Source organism: Streptomyces sp. NBC_00203 (assembly GCF_045206325.1).
GTDB classification, from domain to species: domain Bacteria; phylum Actinomycetota; class Actinomycetes; order Streptomycetales; family Streptomycetaceae; genus Streptomyces; species Streptomyces lutosisoli.
This window is the reverse complement of record NZ_CP108126.1, coordinates 10,753,530-10,769,908: the sequence shown is the minus strand read 5'-3', so window position 1 is coordinate 10,769,908 and position 16,379 is coordinate 10,753,530. Positions and strand designations below refer to the sequence as shown.

Annotated in this window: 18 protein-coding genes and 1 pseudogene; 10 read left to right on the top strand and 9 right to left on the bottom strand. The window is 69.7% G+C overall.

Translation table 11 applies throughout. From position 1 onward, the window contains the following. Window positions 1-107: 107 nt before the first annotated feature. From OG975_RS47835 to OG975_RS47825, 3 genes are all read left to right on the top strand, one after another. Window positions 108-467 (top strand): helix-turn-helix domain-containing protein, encoded by a 360-nt coding sequence (locus tag OG975_RS47835; protein WP_406336082.1) that lies wholly within the window; start codon window positions 108-110, stop codon window positions 465-467. A gap of 308 nt (window positions 468-775) precedes the next feature. Continuing rightward, a complete protein-coding gene (locus OG975_RS47830; RefSeq protein ID WP_406336081.1) occupies window positions 776-1,066 on the top strand; it encodes a hypothetical protein in 291 nt (96 codons plus the stop codon). Beyond that, window positions 1,027-1,494, top strand: coding sequence for a hypothetical protein (locus tag OG975_RS47825; protein WP_406336080.1), 468 nt, complete (start codon window positions 1,027-1,029; stop codon window positions 1,492-1,494). Before OG975_RS47830 ends, OG975_RS47825 begins: the two co-directional genes overlap by 40 nt. Window positions 1,495-1,711: 217 nt before the next feature. Here OG975_RS47825 and OG975_RS47820 read toward each other — a convergent pair whose 3' ends face one another. From OG975_RS47820 to OG975_RS47810, 3 genes are read right to left on the bottom strand one after another with little or no spacing between them, the layout of a single operon-like run. Then, window positions 1,712-2,707, bottom strand: a complete 996-nt coding sequence (locus OG975_RS47820) for a hypothetical protein (protein WP_406336079.1) — start codon at window positions 2,705-2,707, stop codon at window positions 1,712-1,714. Continuing rightward, on the bottom strand, window positions 2,704-3,279 hold the full coding sequence (locus OG975_RS47815; RefSeq protein WP_406336078.1) for an RNA polymerase sigma factor: 576 nt from the start codon (window positions 3,277-3,279) through the stop codon (window positions 2,704-2,706). Before OG975_RS47815 ends, OG975_RS47820 begins: the two co-directional genes overlap by 4 nt. Beyond that, a complete protein-coding gene (locus tag OG975_RS47810; RefSeq protein WP_406336077.1) occupies window positions 3,257-3,496 on the bottom strand; it encodes a hypothetical protein in 240 nt (79 codons plus the stop codon). Before OG975_RS47810 ends, OG975_RS47815 begins: the two co-directional genes overlap by 23 nt. 285 nt (window positions 3,497-3,781) lie before the next feature. On the opposite strand from OG975_RS47810, the gene OG975_RS47805 reads away from it, so the two are divergent. Together OG975_RS47805 and OG975_RS47800 are read left to right on the top strand one after the other, a co-directional pair. Continuing rightward, window positions 3,782-4,039, top strand: a complete 258-nt coding sequence (locus tag OG975_RS47805; protein WP_406336076.1) for a hypothetical protein — start codon at window positions 3,782-3,784, stop codon at window positions 4,037-4,039. A gap of 185 nt (window positions 4,040-4,224) precedes the next feature. Then, the gene (locus tag OG975_RS47800; RefSeq protein WP_406336074.1) at window positions 4,225-4,881 is read left to right on the top strand and encodes a hypothetical protein; all 657 of its coding nucleotides are present in this window, start codon (window positions 4,225-4,227) and stop codon (window positions 4,879-4,881) included. A 398-nt stretch (window positions 4,882-5,279) separates the two neighbouring features. Here OG975_RS47800 and OG975_RS47795 read toward each other — a convergent pair whose 3' ends face one another. Then, the gene (locus tag OG975_RS47795) at window positions 5,280-5,597 is read right to left on the bottom strand and encodes a hypothetical protein (protein WP_406336073.1); all 318 of its coding nucleotides are present in this window, start codon (window positions 5,595-5,597) and stop codon (window positions 5,280-5,282) included. A gap of 77 nt (window positions 5,598-5,674) precedes the next feature. Here OG975_RS47795 and OG975_RS47790 point away from each other — a divergent pair, with 77 nt between their 5' ends. Next, window positions 5,675-5,968 carry a transposase family protein gene (locus OG975_RS47790; RefSeq protein ID WP_406336775.1) on the top strand — a complete coding sequence of 98 codons (294 nt, stop codon included), beginning with the start codon at window positions 5,675-5,677 and terminating at the stop codon, window positions 5,966-5,968. A 170-nt stretch (window positions 5,969-6,138) separates the two neighbouring features. On the opposite strand, the gene OG975_RS47785 is transcribed toward OG975_RS47790, so the two are convergent. The 4 genes from OG975_RS47785 to OG975_RS47770 form a co-directional block, all read right to left on the bottom strand. Then, window positions 6,139-6,915, bottom strand: coding sequence for a polysaccharide deacetylase family protein (locus OG975_RS47785; RefSeq protein WP_327425883.1), 777 nt, complete (start codon window positions 6,913-6,915; stop codon window positions 6,139-6,141). Window positions 6,916-6,994: 79 nt separating this feature from the next. Beyond that, entirely contained in the window at window positions 6,995-7,225 is a 231-nt protein-coding gene (locus OG975_RS47780; protein WP_327434711.1) for a hypothetical protein, read from the bottom strand. Between the two features lie 230 nt (window positions 7,226-7,455). Continuing rightward, window positions 7,456-8,508: a hypothetical protein gene (locus OG975_RS47775; protein ID WP_406336072.1), complete on the bottom strand. Its 1,053-nt coding sequence runs from the start codon at window positions 8,506-8,508 to the stop codon at window positions 7,456-7,458. A gap of 381 nt (window positions 8,509-8,889) precedes the next feature. Then, window positions 8,890-9,120, bottom strand: a complete 231-nt coding sequence (locus OG975_RS47770) for a response regulator transcription factor (RefSeq protein ID WP_406336070.1) — start codon at window positions 9,118-9,120, stop codon at window positions 8,890-8,892. Window positions 9,121-9,770: 650 nt separating this feature from the next. On the opposite strand from OG975_RS47770, the gene OG975_RS47765 reads away from it, so the two are divergent. Then, window positions 9,771-12,191, top strand: coding sequence for a SpoIIE family protein phosphatase (locus tag OG975_RS47765; RefSeq protein ID WP_406336069.1), 2,421 nt, complete (start codon window positions 9,771-9,773; stop codon window positions 12,189-12,191). A 222-nt stretch (window positions 12,192-12,413) separates the two neighbouring features. Beyond that, window positions 12,414-13,094 carry a carbohydrate-binding module family 14 protein gene (locus tag OG975_RS47760; protein ID WP_406336067.1) on the top strand — a complete coding sequence of 227 codons (681 nt, stop codon included), beginning with the start codon at window positions 12,414-12,416 and terminating at the stop codon, window positions 13,092-13,094. A gap of 223 nt (window positions 13,095-13,317) precedes the next feature. Here the strand turns inward: OG975_RS47760 and OG975_RS47755 are convergent, their stop codons facing one another. Then, window positions 13,318-14,535 (bottom strand): lipase family protein, encoded by a 1,218-nt coding sequence (locus tag OG975_RS47755; RefSeq protein WP_406336065.1) that lies wholly within the window; start codon window positions 14,533-14,535, stop codon window positions 13,318-13,320. 272 nt (window positions 14,536-14,807) lie between these two features. Here OG975_RS47755 and OG975_RS47750 point away from each other — a divergent pair, with 272 nt between their 5' ends. Beyond that, entirely contained in the window at window positions 14,808-14,957 is a 150-nt protein-coding gene (locus OG975_RS47750) for a hypothetical protein (RefSeq protein WP_406336063.1), read from the top strand. A gap of 308 nt (window positions 14,958-15,265) precedes the next feature. Next, window positions 15,266-16,350: pseudogene (locus OG975_RS47745) on the top strand (transposase); the annotation flags it as partial. Window positions 16,351-16,379 lie beyond the last annotated feature (29 nt).

Below are 16,379 nucleotides of genomic sequence, written 5' to 3'. Positions count from 1 at the left end.
AGGCAACTTGCCCGCTGACAGGCTTTTCAGACGCCCTCCAGAGATCTTTAACGGTGCGGGTTACGTGGGGTCGTGACGGCTGTCGCGAGCCGCGCTATGCCAGGAGGATGAGGTATCCCGATGGCGGTGGGCTGACGGCCGAGGAGCGGCATCGGCGTGAGCAAGTCCGGCTCGCGGCTGCTGACTTGATCGAGGTGGGGGCCAGTGACCGGGAGGTGGCCCGGCGGTTTCGGGTGACCCGGATGTCGGCGAATCGCTGGCGTCGGGCCTTGGCCGCGGGTGGCCGCCAGGCGCTGGTCTCCAAGGGGCCCGGTGGCGCCCGCTGCAAGCTCGACGCCAGCCAACTGCGTGCTCTGGAAGCGGTGTTGGAGGCCGGTCCGGCCGCGTGCGGCTGGAGTGACCTGGGCTGGACGTTGGCCCGTATCGGCGAGGTCGTACGCCGCCGGTTCGGGGCCGAGTGGCATTAACGGCTTGCGGCGGCCCCACTTCTCCGGCCTGAGCTGGCTCCAGTGGCGGGGCGTACGGGAGCGTTCGGGGGTGGCTGGTGCTCTCACGCGCCGCTGGGGTTGCTGCCGTGCGCCGGTACTTGGGTTCCGCACGGTGGGTGATCATCGAGGGGGCGTCGCCCGGCAGACGTCGGTGCCGTGTGGTACTGCGAGTCCGGAAAAAGTATGACGCTGAGGCTTGAGGGACTTCTGACTGCTGCCACGAGCGCGAATCTCAGACTCTTTGAACCGGTAGGCCCCCTTCGGGCGGCGTCCGCTGGGACGGCGTCATGCCCGAGGAGGCTGGGATGGATGTGGTGGTGGCCCGCTGCGCGGGCCTGGACGTGCACCGCGACACGGTGGTGGCCACGGTCCGCTGGCCGGGCAAGCGCAAGAACAGCCGGGGTCAGGAGACGCGAACGTATCCCACGACTCAGCGCGGGCTGGCCGAGTTGAGTGACTGGCTGCTGCTCGAACAGGTCGAGCTGGTGGGCATGGAGGCGACCGGCGACTCGAAGCGTGGTCGTGGGGGGCACAGAGCATGGTGGCCCGGGCCACCGGGCGCACCGCGGACGCCATAGCGCACGCCGAACGAGGAGCGGCCGCAGCCCCGCCCGGTCTCGTCCGTGCCCAGCTCCACGCATGGGCTCTGCTGCCTTCCCTCGCGGCCGGCGGCCGCGGCGACGACGCCGGGCACGCCCTCACCACGGCGCTGAACGAACTCGACTCGGCCGCCGAGACCGAGGCCCCGGGCCGGTTCGGCTTCGACTCGGCTGAACTCGCCCTGCACCAGGCGGAGGCGTATCTCGTCCTCAGCCGGGCGTCCGATGCCCGCGCTCGCGCCGAGGCCTCGCTGTCCGACTGCATCAGCGGCACGCCCGGATGGGCGGCGGCCTCCCTGGTGCTCGCGCAGGCAGAGGCACCGCAGCGCAGCGCGCACACGACGTGCTCGAACGGGTCCCGCCCGCCCGGCTCCGTTCCACCGCGCGCACCCGGCTCTCGAACCTGACCGGCACGCTTGCCGACCGGGGCGGCCCTGCCGCTGACGACCTCACCGAGCGGCTGCGGGCGCTGCCCCCACCGATCGACGCCCACGGCCAGGCGCTCACCGGCTGACGGGACCGTCGCATCTCTGCTCCCGCTGCGGATGTCCAACAATCGCCGCGACCGCGCACGCCGCCCGGCACCGCAACACTCGCGCCAGGGGTGAAGGCAGCGGCGTTTGGTCATGCTTCGGCGTGGATGACGGTGTCGGATGGTTCGGCGGCGACGATGAGGACGCCTTGTTCTTCGCCGGAGGGCAGCGAGGCGCGCCTGATGAGGGTTTCCCACTCTCCCGGCCATACCGTCGTGGCGTCCCACAGGATCCCCTCGAGGAGTACGCCGTCCAGTTTGGCGCAGCTGAGGTCTGCGCCGACGAAGTCGCTGCTCGCCCGTTCGACCTCGACGACGGCCTTGGCCAGGACGTCCGCCTGGTCGCAGCCCTGGGCCAGATCGTCGATGAGGTCCTGTGCGATGGCATCGACACCGAACACGTAGGCAGGCGGGGACGACTTGAGGGTGGCGATCGCCGGCGCCAGCTCCTCATCGAGCAGTTGCCGGATGCGGTGCACATCGTGCAGCAGCCGCTCGGCGGGCTCGGCGAGCGCCGACTCAACCGCCACCAGGTAGTCGAGTCCGGTGAGCGTGACCGGGGGCCGTGGCGGCTTGGGCAGCCGAGACATGTCGTGGAGATGCTCTCTGAGCTGTCGGACCACCGGGCCCGTGGTGGTGACAGGCTGGCTGGTGTCCTCCAGGAGGTCACTCAGGTTCTGGACGATGCGGACAGCGGCCCGCATGCCCTTGGCCAGGTCGATGGGCCAGTAGCGGTGGGCAAGGCGCAGGGTCTCTTGACGGTATTTCAGCCGCACGGGCGATGGCCGGCTGGAGAGCGGTCCGCGCTCTGCCAGGCGTGCTTCGAGCGCCAGGTTGCGCTGGGCCAGGGCGGCGCGGGCCTCGCGGGAGCGGCGGCGGGTGACGGCGGTCCCGACGCAGCGATGGGCGGCTGCCAGGAGGCGGTCCAGTGCAAGGTCCGGGGAACGCAGCTCGGGTGGCCCTCCCCGTGCGGTGATGCGGTCGGTTATGGCAGTGCCCAGCTGCTCGTGCGCCCTCGTCAGCAGCATGTCCAGGCTGTCCTCGCAGCCGTGTTCCGGCTTGGGTGTACGCGGATCGCGGTCGCTCACGTCACCCTCCTCCCCTCCTTGAAGCGTCCTTCCAGGTGCAGGCCTTCCCTCAGAGCCGCTCTGGCCCGGGTCAGGTTCTGACGCACGGCCGCCTGTGTGGTGCCCATGGCGCGGGCGCTTTCCTCGGTGGTGAAGCCATCGAGGTGCCAGGCCATGGCGGCGCGTTGCTTGGCCAGCAGCTGGAGCAGCAAGGAGACCACCCGGCGCTCTTCCTCCCCGAGCTCAGCCGCGTGGTCCGGGGTCTGCCAGCGCAGACTGGTCTGGGGCTCGGGCATCTCGGCGCAGGCGTCTTCGGGTTTGACCTGCTGGCTCACCCATGACCGCCAGGCCACCGTGCGCAGCCAGGCGCGGGGATGGGTCAGTGACAGACCGGGCGCGCACATCTGGGTGAAGGCGTCCTGGGCAGCGTCCTGAGCTTCCGCCCAGGACGCGCCGTGCAGGAGCAGAAAGCGGACCAGTGCCGGGTACTGCTCGTGGTGGAGCGCTTCGGCGAGTTCGATGCCGGGCAGTGGGGCCGGGCTGGTCTCGACGTGGTCGGCGAGGCCGATGTCAGTGCTGAGCGCGTCCTCCATGGCGGCCACCCCCACTCCGGTCGGCTGGTGCTGGCCGGGAGCGGCGGCCGGGGCGGGAATCCTGTGCCGTGGTGCAGCGGATCCGGTCGGTCTGTCCGGCCTCGGCGATGCGCGCTATCTCGACATCAGCGGTCAGGCGCCGCTGGGCGATCTTCACTATGCCGTTGACGACGCTGACGGCCACGGTCACCACCGCTCCGACGATCACAGGATCCATGCCGTACATTCCCCTTTCGGATGACTTACTCGAATACCGCCCGCGCATCGCACGCACCACAACAGTGCTGATTTCTCCGGGAGTTGTGACATTCAGCTGGTCACAGAGATCTCTCCCCGACACCGCGCACGCCACAGGCGGTACCGGCAGGGGCAGGCGACTGCGCACTGCCACGTGACTGCGAGGATCGGCAAGGGGTGCGGTGCCGGCCGTAGGCATGCAGGCATCGTGGGCAGCGGCTGCGGGGCCGGGCCGCGTCAGTGCCCGCCGTTACTGCCCCCGGCCGTGCAGCTGACCGCACGTGCCCTGGCCTCGCACACCTCAGGCGATGCCGGCAGTACGGACATGGAGGTCCTCGCCCGCCTGTGCGGACACTCACCCCGCCAGACCGCCGAACTCCTCGACCGCCTGACCGCATCACACACACTCACCGCCCGGCACCACCACCGGGAAGCCGACGAAGTCGTCTGGTACCCGCCCCAACGGCAAGGCTCGGTGGGCTTCGACCGCACCGACTGCGGCCCACACATGACATGCGGCTGAGCGGAAGACCGCCCGAGAGGAACAACTGACTCCGCCTGTCCGTACTATCTCTACACGGGGACGACCAAACACAGTCGCGGCCCACCCATGACTCCGTCAACGCCGACGCGAGCACTGTGCGCCCCCTGGCGCCCGCTCCGAGGTTCCTTCAGCCCGCGGCCGCAACCCGAGGAAAGGCCAGCATCATGCCTGACACCAAAACCCCCACCACCGAACTGACATCGCAGTACACGGCCCAGGTGGCCAACGACCTTGAGCGCAACGCCAAGGAGCAGGAACGCATCACTGCGGACATCGACGCGCTGCAGGAACAACTGCGCGCCCTGCACCACGACCACACCGTGCTGACCAACATGCAAAAGGCACTCGGCACCGCGGACACGGCCGCCCAGCCCGCCACCGAAGAGACGGCAACGCCCTCAGTGCCGCGGCAGAAGACCGACACCGAACCCGGCGCCGGCAAGCGGGCACGGGCGAAAAAGACTCCCGCTGTGCAAGACGGCGAGGCAGCCAGGAAGCCTGCCTCCAAGAAGCCCACAGCCGTGCCCGAAGCGACGGCCGCGAAGCCGACCCAGCCCACCCTCGTCGACCTGATCCGCCGCCACCTCACCGATCAGAGCGAACCCCGCTCCGCGGCCGAAATCGCCACCGCACTCGGCCAGGCCCACCCCGACCGCACCATCAAAACCACCGTCGTACGCACCACGGTCGAAGGACTCGTCGCCAAGAGCCATGCCCAGCGCACCAAGCAAGGCTCCTCCGTCTACTACACCGCCACCGACACCCCGGACCCGACCGCACCCGTAACGACCCCGGCCGACGCCCGGCCAGAGACAAGCTGACTACCAGACCGGTCAGTTCACCTCCAGCCGAACACCAGCGGCATGGACCTGGCCCGCACCGACGACGACGGATGGCCGAGCCCGGAAGTGACCCTCAGCGTGCAGGACGCCGGCATGGAGTTGCCGGCAGAACTGCGCGGCTACGGGAAACCCGACGGCCAGCCCCTGACACTGCCCGGCGAAGCCGAAGACCGGCTGGTACGCCTGTGCCATCTCGCGTCCCGCTTCGAAGCCATCTACCGCTTAGGAGGCTTCGTACGCGGCAACACCCTGGGCAACTGCGCGCCCGGCGCCACCCTCGACGACCTTCTCGAGGCCGTACCCGCGACGTCGTCGAGGGACATCACCGGCCAAATGACCCTGGCCGCCCATCCGGCCCCTTCAGCAGCCCGCAGCAACTACCCGCCCACCAGCGGATCTGCGGGCCCGTCTTCAACGGCAGTACGGACGTCTGCGGCGCGGACGCGGACTTCGTCCTGCTCGGCTGAGGCGACAAAGGTCTGCGTCTGGGGATGACGTGCGGCCGTGGCGGGGGCGATGTGGATGCGTGCGGTGCCGAACTTCTCCTTCAGGTCCTCCACCTGGCAGTCGGGGACGTGGGTGAGGAGTTGCTCGTGCAACTGCAGCAGCAACAGATGCCAGCCCGGTCCGACCGCCCGTAGCCGGTCGGGCAGTTGCCGCGCGGGGCTCGCGTGCCGGTCGTGAGAATCGCGCACGCCCTCATCAGGACCGCTGGTGTCGTTCCTGCCGCCGCCCGCTCCGAACCCGCCGTCCGCGAGATCCGTCTGCGCGAATTGCGTACGAAGCCGGCATCGGCGCGATCGCCGACCCTGGCTTCCTCGGCCTCGACGACGACCCCGACAACCCGGTGATCATCACCGGCTACCGCGCCGCCCGCGGCCGACGGCTGACCGCCGCGCAGAAGGAGGCGAACAAGCTCGTGGCCCGCGAACGCGCCGCGAACGAGCACGGCTTCGCCGACTTGAAGAACTGGCGCGTGCTCACCAATCTCCGCCTCAATGCCCGTCACGCCACCGCACTGCTGCGGGCCCTGCTCGTCCTCACCCGCACCGAAGTCTCCCGGTGACGGGCAATCACCTGCTACCGATCCCGCCGCCGACCAGCACAAGCAACCCCACGAGCGGCCACACCGGAAATGGGATGCCGAACGAGTCACCGGAGTTCGGCGGAACCGGTGGCCGCCGCTCCCGTGATGGCGAGGGGCCCAAGAAGGCGGACGCTTCGCGCGTCAGTCAGTCACTTGTAGATCTTGCCGGGCTCGGCCTTGGCCGGAGCGAGCAGCTGGGAGACGGTCACGAAGGTGTAGCCCTGCTTGCTGAGCGCCTTCAGGATGGAAGGCATGGCCGGCACGGTGCCCTTGTGCAGCGGGTGGAGCAGGATGATCCCGTCGCGGCCGGCGCCCGCGAGCACGCGCTTGGTGATCAGCGCGGTGTCGTCCGTCTCGTAGTCCTTCGCGGTCACCGTCCACAGCACCTGCGCCATCCCCAGTTCTTTCGAGACCTTGGAGACGCGGTCGTCGGTGCGGCCCTGGGGCGGGCGCATGAGCGTCGGCTCGCTGCCGGTGATGCTGGAGATGGCCCGTGCGGTGCGGCGCAGCTCATCACGGATCTGCGCATCGGAGACATCGGTCAGCACCGCGTGCGTCCAGGTGTGGTCCCCGATCTCGTGGCCGTCCTCGGCGATCCGCCGCACCACATCCGGGAACTTGTGGATGCGCCGGCCCTCAAGGAAGAACGTCGACGGCGCCTTGTACTCCTTCAGGAGGTCCATCAGTCGGTCGGTGGGTTCGCCCGGGTTGCCGTCGAAGGTGAGCGCGATGCACTTGACCTTCCGGCAGTCCACCTGCCCCGACGGTACGGCTGCTCCAGACGCGGCCCGGTCACGTTCCTCGCGCGGGGAGAGCGTCTCCATCTTGTTCGCCTGGATGACCATGACGACGGTCACCGTCACGGCCGCCACCACGGCCAGGGTCAGGAGTATGAGTAGGCGAGGCCGCCTCTTAAGGATCTTCATCCCAGGGAGAAGATTTCAGCGCTGGAAGGGTTGCCCGGCGGCCTCGATAGTGAGGCAGGACACGTGTGTGCAGCGCGTTTCAAGTGCGCTGCGGCGCCACCTCGGCTGCGATCCGCTCCAGCGCCTCTCCGACGTGTTCGGCCGCCGACGGTGGCGCTGGTGTGCCTCGCGCCTGGCAACGGCCCGCTGCTGCGGCCGCCGCCAGGCGGGCCACCTCGGCTTTTGCCTCCGCGAGTTCCTTGCGCAGCTGCTCGACCCGGTCCGCCAGCACGACCCGCCGCTGAATCACCCACGTCAGCACCGCGGCCACCTCCGCCCCCCTCTCCCGCCCCGTGAACTCCCTTGATTCCGTGGGCAGTAGACGGCACGGGCGCCCCGCGGCCCGCAGTCCGGCGAATCACTCCATGACCAGACGATCACCTGCTACCGATCACGCCACCGACCAGCATGAGCACGCCCATGACCGGCCACACCAGCCCCGTGACCTGCAACTTCAGGATGAAACGATCTCAATGGTGAGACCTCACAGGCGTGCGGTCGTTAGTCGGTCTGGGCTCCGGGCGGTCGGCAGTCGAGGACCCGCGCACGGACCACGGCATCCTGCTGCGCGGCCAGCTCCTGCTGCTTGTGCTCGATCTGCTGCTGGGTGTGGCCGGGCGAGCAGCGCGGCCGCTGATCGGAGCGCCACTGGTCGCAGTCGAAGGAGCCAACCAGGACGTTGCCGGCGGTGCGGGGGCGGCGCAGGTAGCGGGTGACCAGCTGCTCGGCGAGTGCGGTGGGCAGGCTCCGGTTCCAGCAGCCGTTGGCTTCGATAACGACGGTGAACGGCTCGGCGTCCTGGGAGGGGTCGGCCGCCTGGATGTGAATGTCGGTGCGGCCTCCTTGGACGCCTGGGCGGTCGACTTGGACCTCGCGGTTGAGGATGATGCGCCGTCCGTTGAGGTGGATCTTCAGCAGGCCCATGACGAGGTCGCTGAAGTCGTCCTCCCACGTCGGCCACATCGCGCTGCTGCCGGTTGCAGCGGAGCGGTTCCACAGCAGGATGGCCATCCCGTTGGGGGCCGAGAGTGCCTCCTGGACGCGGTCGAGGGCCTCCATGACGACGTCCAGGAGCTGTGTCTCGTCGGTGATCACGCGCAAGCTGTGGTCGGTTGCCAGTTTCTGCAAATGGTGCGGGGGCAGCGGTTGGCTTTGCTGCTGGGCCGCCTGGCGGGCGGTGTGGCGGGCCAGGCGCCGCAGCCAGGCCGGGTGGTGGGATGTAGGGGTGGCCAGTCGGTTGAGGTGGTCGGCCGCTTGGGGGGTCTTCTTGTCGGCGATCCTCTGAGGCAGGGCGTCGGCGAGGTCGTGGAGGGTTTCCTCCGGCGTGATCCGGTAGGCGACACCGTGCTCAGGCCGGGACCGGCTCAGTTCCTCCCGCTTGCACAAGCGCTCGTAAAGGTCGGCGAGATCGGCTTCGTCGAGTTCTGCCACACCTGCGGGCCAGCGGTCGGGACCAGCAGTGATCAAGCGGTCGATCACGGCGCGGCACAGCTCGGGATCGTCGAACGCCCGGCGGATGTGCGGCCAGCTTTCCGGCAGGTCGGTGTAGGACATGAGGGTACGGGTCGCGGTGATCCAGCGTTCCGCGTCCGGATCTGGCCCTCGGTGGAGCGGGCCAGCTGCCACGGTGTGCTTCACCTGGGCGCGGGCAGGGCTGTCTCCGAGGTCAGACAGGGTGACCGTCACAGCGGCCCAGGCTGCGTCACTGCGGCCGGGTGCAGCGGCCCAGTCCCGCATGAGGCCGAGCGTGTCCGTCTCGTCCTGTGCGTGCAGAAAACGGACCAGTTCAATGAGCCGGTAGGACTCGAGGCGGTCCAGGCACGTCGCGAGCGCGGTCTCGAATGCGGAACCGGCCTGGCGGGCGCACCACTTGAACTGACTGTGGTGCAGTTCCTGGTCACCTGTGGGCGGTTTCTGGCCCTGTGTGGCCGGGCGTCACAGTCCCAGGGAGATGGCCAGTCGGGTGAGTTCGGCCGTGGTGTTGATGTTGAGCTTGGCCCGGATGCGGCGGAGATAGGCGTCGACCGTGTGCCGGGAGAGTCCCATCTGGCGGGCCGCTTGGAGGTAGGTGCACCCCGAGGCGATATGTCGCAGGGTCTCCAGCTCACGCGGGGCCAGCGCAGGTGCGGGGGCTTCGGTGTACGGCGTGGTGAGTGTGAGGCTCATGGGATTTCCTCCGCGCATCGGCTCGGTCATCACTGCTCACACCTTCGAAAACAGAGGACAAATGCCCGAATGCTGCCTTTTGTCCGGTTTCGATAAGACTGCTCGGAGGACTTCATGACCGTGTCCGCCGACTGTCACAGGCGTGTCACAGGCCACATCCGCAGGCGCGCCACCGTGCGTCACAGAGAAGAGCCGTATCGCTACGGAGATGATCTGCAGCCCCCCGGCCGGCACCCAGGGCCGTCTTCCGCAGCCCCGCAACGGGATTCCCGGCCTCCGGAGCCGGCCCGGCCGCCTCCCCCTGGCCTGCCCAGGGAAGATCCCGCACGGTGCTCTGTGCCCCGGCGCGGGCAGGCCGGGCCGACTGCCACCCGTTGCGCACGTTCTGAAGATTCCCCTTTGGCGGGGCCGGCGGTGAACGCCGCCGGGGCCGCAGGCACAGCGTGCCCACGGCCGGGGCGAGGCGGGGTGGCGTGAGGTGGGGTGGGGGCAGGGCGGGGCGGGTTGTGAGCGGCCCGACCGGCGTCCTGGGGCAGGGCCTGGGCAGGGCTCGGGTGACGGCGCCGGGTTGGTGCTCCGTGTCCCCCAGGATCATGCTTGTCAGGAGGGGTCCCGGCCGTGCAGGTTCCCGAAGGGCGAGATGAGCGGCGATGGAGCGACGTCCCACCCCTGGCGGTGAGCAGGCGCGGGCGGATGCCTTGCCCGAGCCGGCCTACACGGCCACGGCCACCGTCGATGAGCAGGGCATCGTGACGGGCTGGAGTGAGGGTGCCCGGCGGCTGCTGGGCTATGAGTCCTCGCAGGTCGTGGGGCAGCGGGCCGCGCGGCTGCTCGCCGATGACGTCGGGGAGAAGGCGCGGCGGGAGGCGGCCGGGCGCCAGCGGTGGAGCGGCACCGTGGCGCTGCGGCACCGGGACGGCTCCCGGCTCGAGCGGCGCCTGCTGGTGCACCGCCGGATTGTGGGCGGCCCGGTCGCCGAGTGGCTGGTGGTGTCCGCCGTGGCCGGCACACCGCGCACGCCCGGGGGCGGGGCGCTGGAGGAATGGGTGTTTGGCCAGTCCCCCTGCATCCTGGCCGTCTTCGATGCGGACCTGCGGCTGGTGCGGGCCAACGCCGGCATGGAGGGTGCGCTGCAGCTCACCGAGGACCAGATGCGCGGGCTGCGCCTGGTGGACCTCGCGCCGCACCCGGTGAGCGAGCAGGCCGAGGCGAAGATGCGCCTGGCGCTCGAGAGCGGCGAGGTGCAGCAGGTGGAGGCCTACCTGCGGCCCACCGGTGTCAGCGCGGAGCACGGCTGGTCGACCTCGCTGGCCCCGCTGAAAGACGCCGACGGGCGGGTGCGCGCGGTGTGCCTGGCGGCCCACCACACGGTGCAGGAGCACCTGGCCCGGCAGCGGATGCTGCTGCTGAACGACGCCACCGCGCGGATCGGCACCACCGAGGACGTCCGGCGCACCGCGCAGGAGCTGGCCGACGTCGCCGTGCCCCGCCTCGCGGACTTCGCCGCCGTCGACCTGCTTCAGGCCCCCCAGCACGGCGGCGAGGGGCCTCCCGCCGGGCCGACCCTCACCATGGACCGCGCCGCCGTGCGGTCCCTGCTCGACGACGGCCCCGCCCCGCCTGGCGCCGAGGCACAGCCCTCCCGCTACCCGGCGCTGTCACCGGTGGCCCGGTGCCTGGCCCAGGGCCATGGCGCCGTGTACGAGGTGAGCGATGCCGCCATCGCGCGGTGGGCGGCCCAGGACCCGCAGGCCGCCTGGATCCGCGCGGCGGGGACCCACTCGGTGATGGTGGTGCCGATGCGGGCGGCGGGCACCACGCTCGGCGTGGCCCTCTTCAGCCGCCAGCGCCCCGAGCCCTTCGAGGCGGACGACCTGTGGCTGGCCGAGGAGCTCACCGCCCGGGCGGCCGTCAGCATCCACCACGCGCGCCGCCACACCCGGGAACACACCACCACCATGACCCTGCAGCGCAGCCTGCTCCCGCACACACTGCCCGTCCAGGGCGCCCTGGACATCGCCACCCGCTACCTGCCCGCCGGCAGCCGGGCCGGCGTGGGCGGCGACTGGTTCGACGTGATCCCGCTGTCCGGCACCCGGGTGGCCCTGGTGGTGGGCGATGTGGTCGGCCACGGCATCCGTGCCTCGGCCACCATGGGCCGGGTGCGTACCGCGGTGCGCACCCTCGCCGACGTCGACCTGCCGCCCGACGAACTGCTCACCCACCTCGACGACCTCGTCATCCACCTGTCCGCCGAAGAGGCCGGAGCGGAAGGCGCCGCCGAGAGCGCCGGAGGCATCGGCACCACCTGCCTGTACGCGGTCTACGACCCGGTCTCCCGCCGCTGCGCCCTCGCCCGGGCCGGCCACCCCCCGCCCGCCGTGGTCACCCCCGACGGCGCCGTCCACTTCCTCGACGTCCCGGCCGGCCCGCCCCTGGGCCTGGGCGGCCTGCCCTTCGAGACCTTCGAGACCGAACTGCCCGAGGGCAGCCTGATCGCCCTCTACACCGACGGCCTGCTCGAAGCCCGCGACCACGACATCGACGAAGCCCTGGACAAAATGTTCCAGGCCCTCGCCCGCCCCGCCAAAACGCTCGACACCGTCTGCGACAGAATCCTCACCTCCATGCTGACCCACCGCCCCGACGACGACATCGCCCTGCTCATCGCCCGCACCCGCGCCCTGCACGCCGACCGGGTCGCCACCTGGGACCTGGCCTCCGACCCCGCCATCGTCGCCGAGGCACGCCAGCACGCCACCGCCCAGCTGACCACCTGGCACCTGGACGACGCCGCCTTCATCACCGAACTCATCGTCAGCGAACTCGTCACCAACGCCATCCGCTACGGCCGCCCGCCCATCCAGCTCCGCCTCATCCACGAAAACACCACCCTCACCTGCGAAGTCTTCGACTCCAGCAGCACCGCCCCCCACATGCGCCGCGCCCGCACCACCGACGAAGGAGGACGCGGCCTGCTCCTGGTCGGCCAGCTCGCCCAGCGCTGGGGCACCCGGCACGCCCCCACCGGCAAAACCGTCTGGGCCGAACAATTCCTCACCACCAACTGAAAACCACCCAGCCCAGCCCGGCCCAGACCCCCAGCCCCGCACACGCCCTTCTGTGCGACATCCCGTGAGTTCCCCAGAGCTCCGCTGAGTCCCTGCCCCGCGGCCAGGGGGTTCTTCCTCCTTCGGGTGCTCTGCGGGCTTGTGACGTAACTTCGGGATTCTTGAAGCGGTCTCACCTCGTCCGACCGATCCTCAGTCGGGCCGAAGGTGAGGAGGCTCGGGTTGGCGGCGCTGACAGTCGTACGGGACCTGCGCGAGCACTGGCGGCCCGCGTCGGCGGAAGAGCTGGAGCAGTTCGAGACCGACCCGCTGTCCGGGTTCGTCCTCGCACGGGCCTCGGCAGGACTGGCGGACGGCACGATCCGCGGCGACGTCGGGCACCTGGACCAGATCAGGTCCTGGTTCGGCCGACCGCTGTGGGACATGGAGCCGGCCGATGCCGACGCGTACTTCGGGAAGATGCTGCGTGGCTCGCCGAGCGGCACCCGGCTGGCCCGGTCGCAGGCGCTGACCACGTACTTCATGTTCCTTGAGCTGCGGCACAAGGTCGAAATCCACCGGATGACCGGCCGGGTCGTCGAGTGCCCGATCGACGAGATGAACCGGCCGCGCGGCACCAGCTCGGCATCGACGTTGGGATACGGCCGGAGCGGGCCAGGGAAGAACGAAATAGCGGTTGGCAGCGCTGGTATACAGGTCCTCATCCACCCCCGGCCGAGGAGCTCCATGACCGAGACGCCCCCCGAACTTGTGGACTTCTGTACCTCCCGGGCCAACGGCACGTACGCCCACCCGACCGATCCGAGCCTGTTCATCAAGTGCAGCAACGGGTACTGCTACGAGTGCGACTGTCCTGACGGTATGACCTATGACGAGGCCACGGGCGGCTTCGTCGCGCGGTAGGCATGGCTCGTCCAGCAGGTCTGCGAGCACGCCGACCTGCTGGACATGGCCAACTGAGAAGAACGAGGCAATGACAGTCGAGCCACCGCCGTCCGCGACTGACTTCGGCCCGCCGGTCGCCGTAGCCGCGCACGGTCTCGATGGCACGCCAGCCGAACGGCGCGTCCGCCTTGTGGCGCAGGGAGCTCATATGGGCCTCGACGATGTTGGATTTCGGTGGGCGCTATGAGCAGGTGGTCGGCGCGGGCCGCCCGGCGAACCGGTCGGACAGCCAGCTGACCGCAGCGGGCAGGCCGGCGGTTTCACCGGCGATGTGATCTCCGGGTACGACGGTGAAGACCGTGCGGACGCCTGCGGTGCACCAGGCTCGGTTCAGGGCACGGGCTTGGCCGATAGGAATGATTTCGTCCAGGGCACCGTGGTACTGGAGCACGGGTACGGTCGGTGCCGGCCGGGTGATCAGGCTGTCCTGCGCGTACACGGAGGCGACACCGGGTTGTGCGTCGAACTGCTGAATCGTCGCGCCCGTCGAGTAGTCGCTGAACTTCTTCAAGGGGTAACCGGCGAGGGTCTGCACGACGCATTGGCTTTTCAATGACGCCTCGGTGGCCTTGCCTGCAGCGCTGAGGGAGTCATCCAGTGGGAACTGGCCGGGGTAGGCCTGCTGGAGGCCGATCAGCGCGTAGAGCTGCAGGCCCTCGCCGGTGACACTGCCGTCCAGGGATTCGGCCACGTTCCGGATGTCCGCCGGCACACCGCCGGACACATCGGTGATCAGCTTGAGGTCCGCAGCATAGGAAGGGGCCAGGGACGCCGCCCAGCCCGATGCGCCGCCGCCCTGCGAGTAGCCCATCGTGGCCCAGGGGGTCGCCGCCGAGATGCCCGTCCCGGAGATCGAGGCAGCCGCGCGGGCCATGTCCAGGACGGTGTGCGCCTCGGAGACTCCGGCAACATAGGTGGGGGTGGAACCGGTGGTGTAACCCTCGTAGTCGCTGACAACGACACCCCAGCCCTTCGCCAGCAGCGCCTCGACCGGTTCGAGTTCCTGTTCGGTGCTGGCGACGAACTGTTTGGACGGCGCGCACTGTTGCCCCAGACCCTGGGTGCCGACCGCGAGATCCACCCACGGCCGGGAACCGGCACCGAGCCACGGCAGCGTCGGTGTAAACACCGTGCCGGTGACCGCGATGTCGGCGTTCTGGGCGTTGCGGGAGTGGTACATCGCCGTAGTGGCAGTTGCGGTCACCGCGGTCGCGACAACCGTCGCGGGCTGGGTCCGGATGATCGCGCCAGGTTCACCGGCCGGCAGTGGCGACGGCGCCTGGTAGAAGTCTGCCGGCGCGGCAGCCTTGGCCGGCGCGGCGGAAACCGCGGCAGGAGACAGGACTGCCGCTGCCAGCGTGGCAAAGCCGATCAAGCCGGCGACAACAGAACGACGCACCGCAACCCCATTCCATAAGGTGAGCTTGCCCCGGTTTCCCGGGCGGTTCTCGGGTAATGGTCACGCCGCGCGTGCGGTCGTTGTGTGGTGCATCCTCTCGTCATCCTCGCGGATGGGAGGGTGACCGGCATGACGATCACCAGAAAGGGCGATGTCGCGTAGGCGACCTGGCCGCGTTCGGGCCGAGCTGCTGCGCTGGCGCCGGACGCATGACGGCATCACGGCCATTCGTGGCCTCTCCTCGGGAGCACTTGCTGAGGTTCGACCTATCGATGCTGGACTGGCTGGAATACCGGCGCGAGCGCTGGCCGAACACGGCCAACCTCCACCTGCTGATCAACAACCAGACCGCCACAGGCACCGGTCGCGCCAGCAACCGCTGGGTCCGCGGGCCCCTTCGCGGCCAGGAGGCAACTTTTTAAAGGCTCCGCGTTGATCGACAACTCGAAGAGGCCATGATCCGGGGCCCTGACCCCCTCCACCTTGCTGAGGTGTTCGGGCTTCACGAGAAGACCGCCATGCGCGACGCGGACTCCGCACGAGCCCTGCTGGAGCAAGCCGCCGAGTCCGGCCCCGCGAGTTGACTGCGAACCCACGGGTCCATCCCCCAGAATCAGGGCACCGCACCCTCGGGTTCGTGCTGAAGACCCTTCAGTTTCCGCGAACTCACGGGGGTCCCGGGGTCTGAGGAACATCCGTGTCAGATCGTGCGCTAAGCGTTCTCTGGGCTGTTTCGTACGAGCGGCTGAGCCACGTCGACCAGACCTACCTGCGGCTCACGACCTACCGGGCTGCCAACGCCACCTTGATCCAGCACCAGGCGTCCATCGGCCTCGCGAGCGCGTGGGGCGGAGGGCTCGTCGCCTCGGTCGATGGGATGCGGTTCGTGGTGCCCGTGCCGAGCGTGTACGCGCGGCCGAACCCGAAGTACTTCGGACGCCGGGGCGGCGCCACCTGGCTCAACATGATCAACGACCAGGCCGCCGGGCTGGGCGGGAGGGTCGTGGCCGGCACCCCGCGCGACTCGCTGTACGTATTGGAATCTCTCTACGACCGCGACGGCGGCAAACGCCCGGAGATGATCGTCACCGACACCGCCTCGTACAGCGACATCGTGTTCGGCCTGCTCACGCTCGCCGGGTTCGCGTACGCGCCGCAGCCGGCGGACCTGCCGGACCGGAAGATGTGGCGCATCAACCGCGCCGCCAACTACGGCGCCTTCCAGGACGCGGCCCGCGGCCGGGTCGCCCCTGGCCGGGTCGCCCCTGCCCGGATCGAGCGGCACTGGGAGGACATTCTGCGGATCATCGGCTCCATCCACACTGGAGCCGTCCGCGCCTACGACGTGATCCGGACGCTCTCGCGCGACGGACGGCCCACCCCGCTCGGGGACGCGATCGCGCACTACGGGCGGATCGCCAAGACCCTGCACATCCTGCGGCTGGCCGACGAGCCCGGCTACCGCCGGCAGATCAAGGTGCAGGCAACCTCCAGGGCCGACACGCGCTCGCCCGGAAGATCTTCCACGGGCGCACCGGACAGCTCTACCAGGGCTACCAGGACGGCATGGAGGACCAGATCGGCGCGCTCGGCCTGGTCCTCAACGCCTTGGTGCTGTTCAACACCCGCTACATGGACGCCGCCGTCACCCGGCTCCGCGCCGACGGGTTCGACGTCCGTGACGAGGACATCGCCCGCCTCTCCCCCTTCGTCGGCCACCACGTCAACATGCTCGGCAGGTACTCTTTCCAGCTCCCCGATCTCCCCGGCGGAATGCGGCCCCTGCGCGACAAGCACGCCCCCGAGGACGTGTGAGGGTGTGGCCGCCGCTGTGTCGTACGACG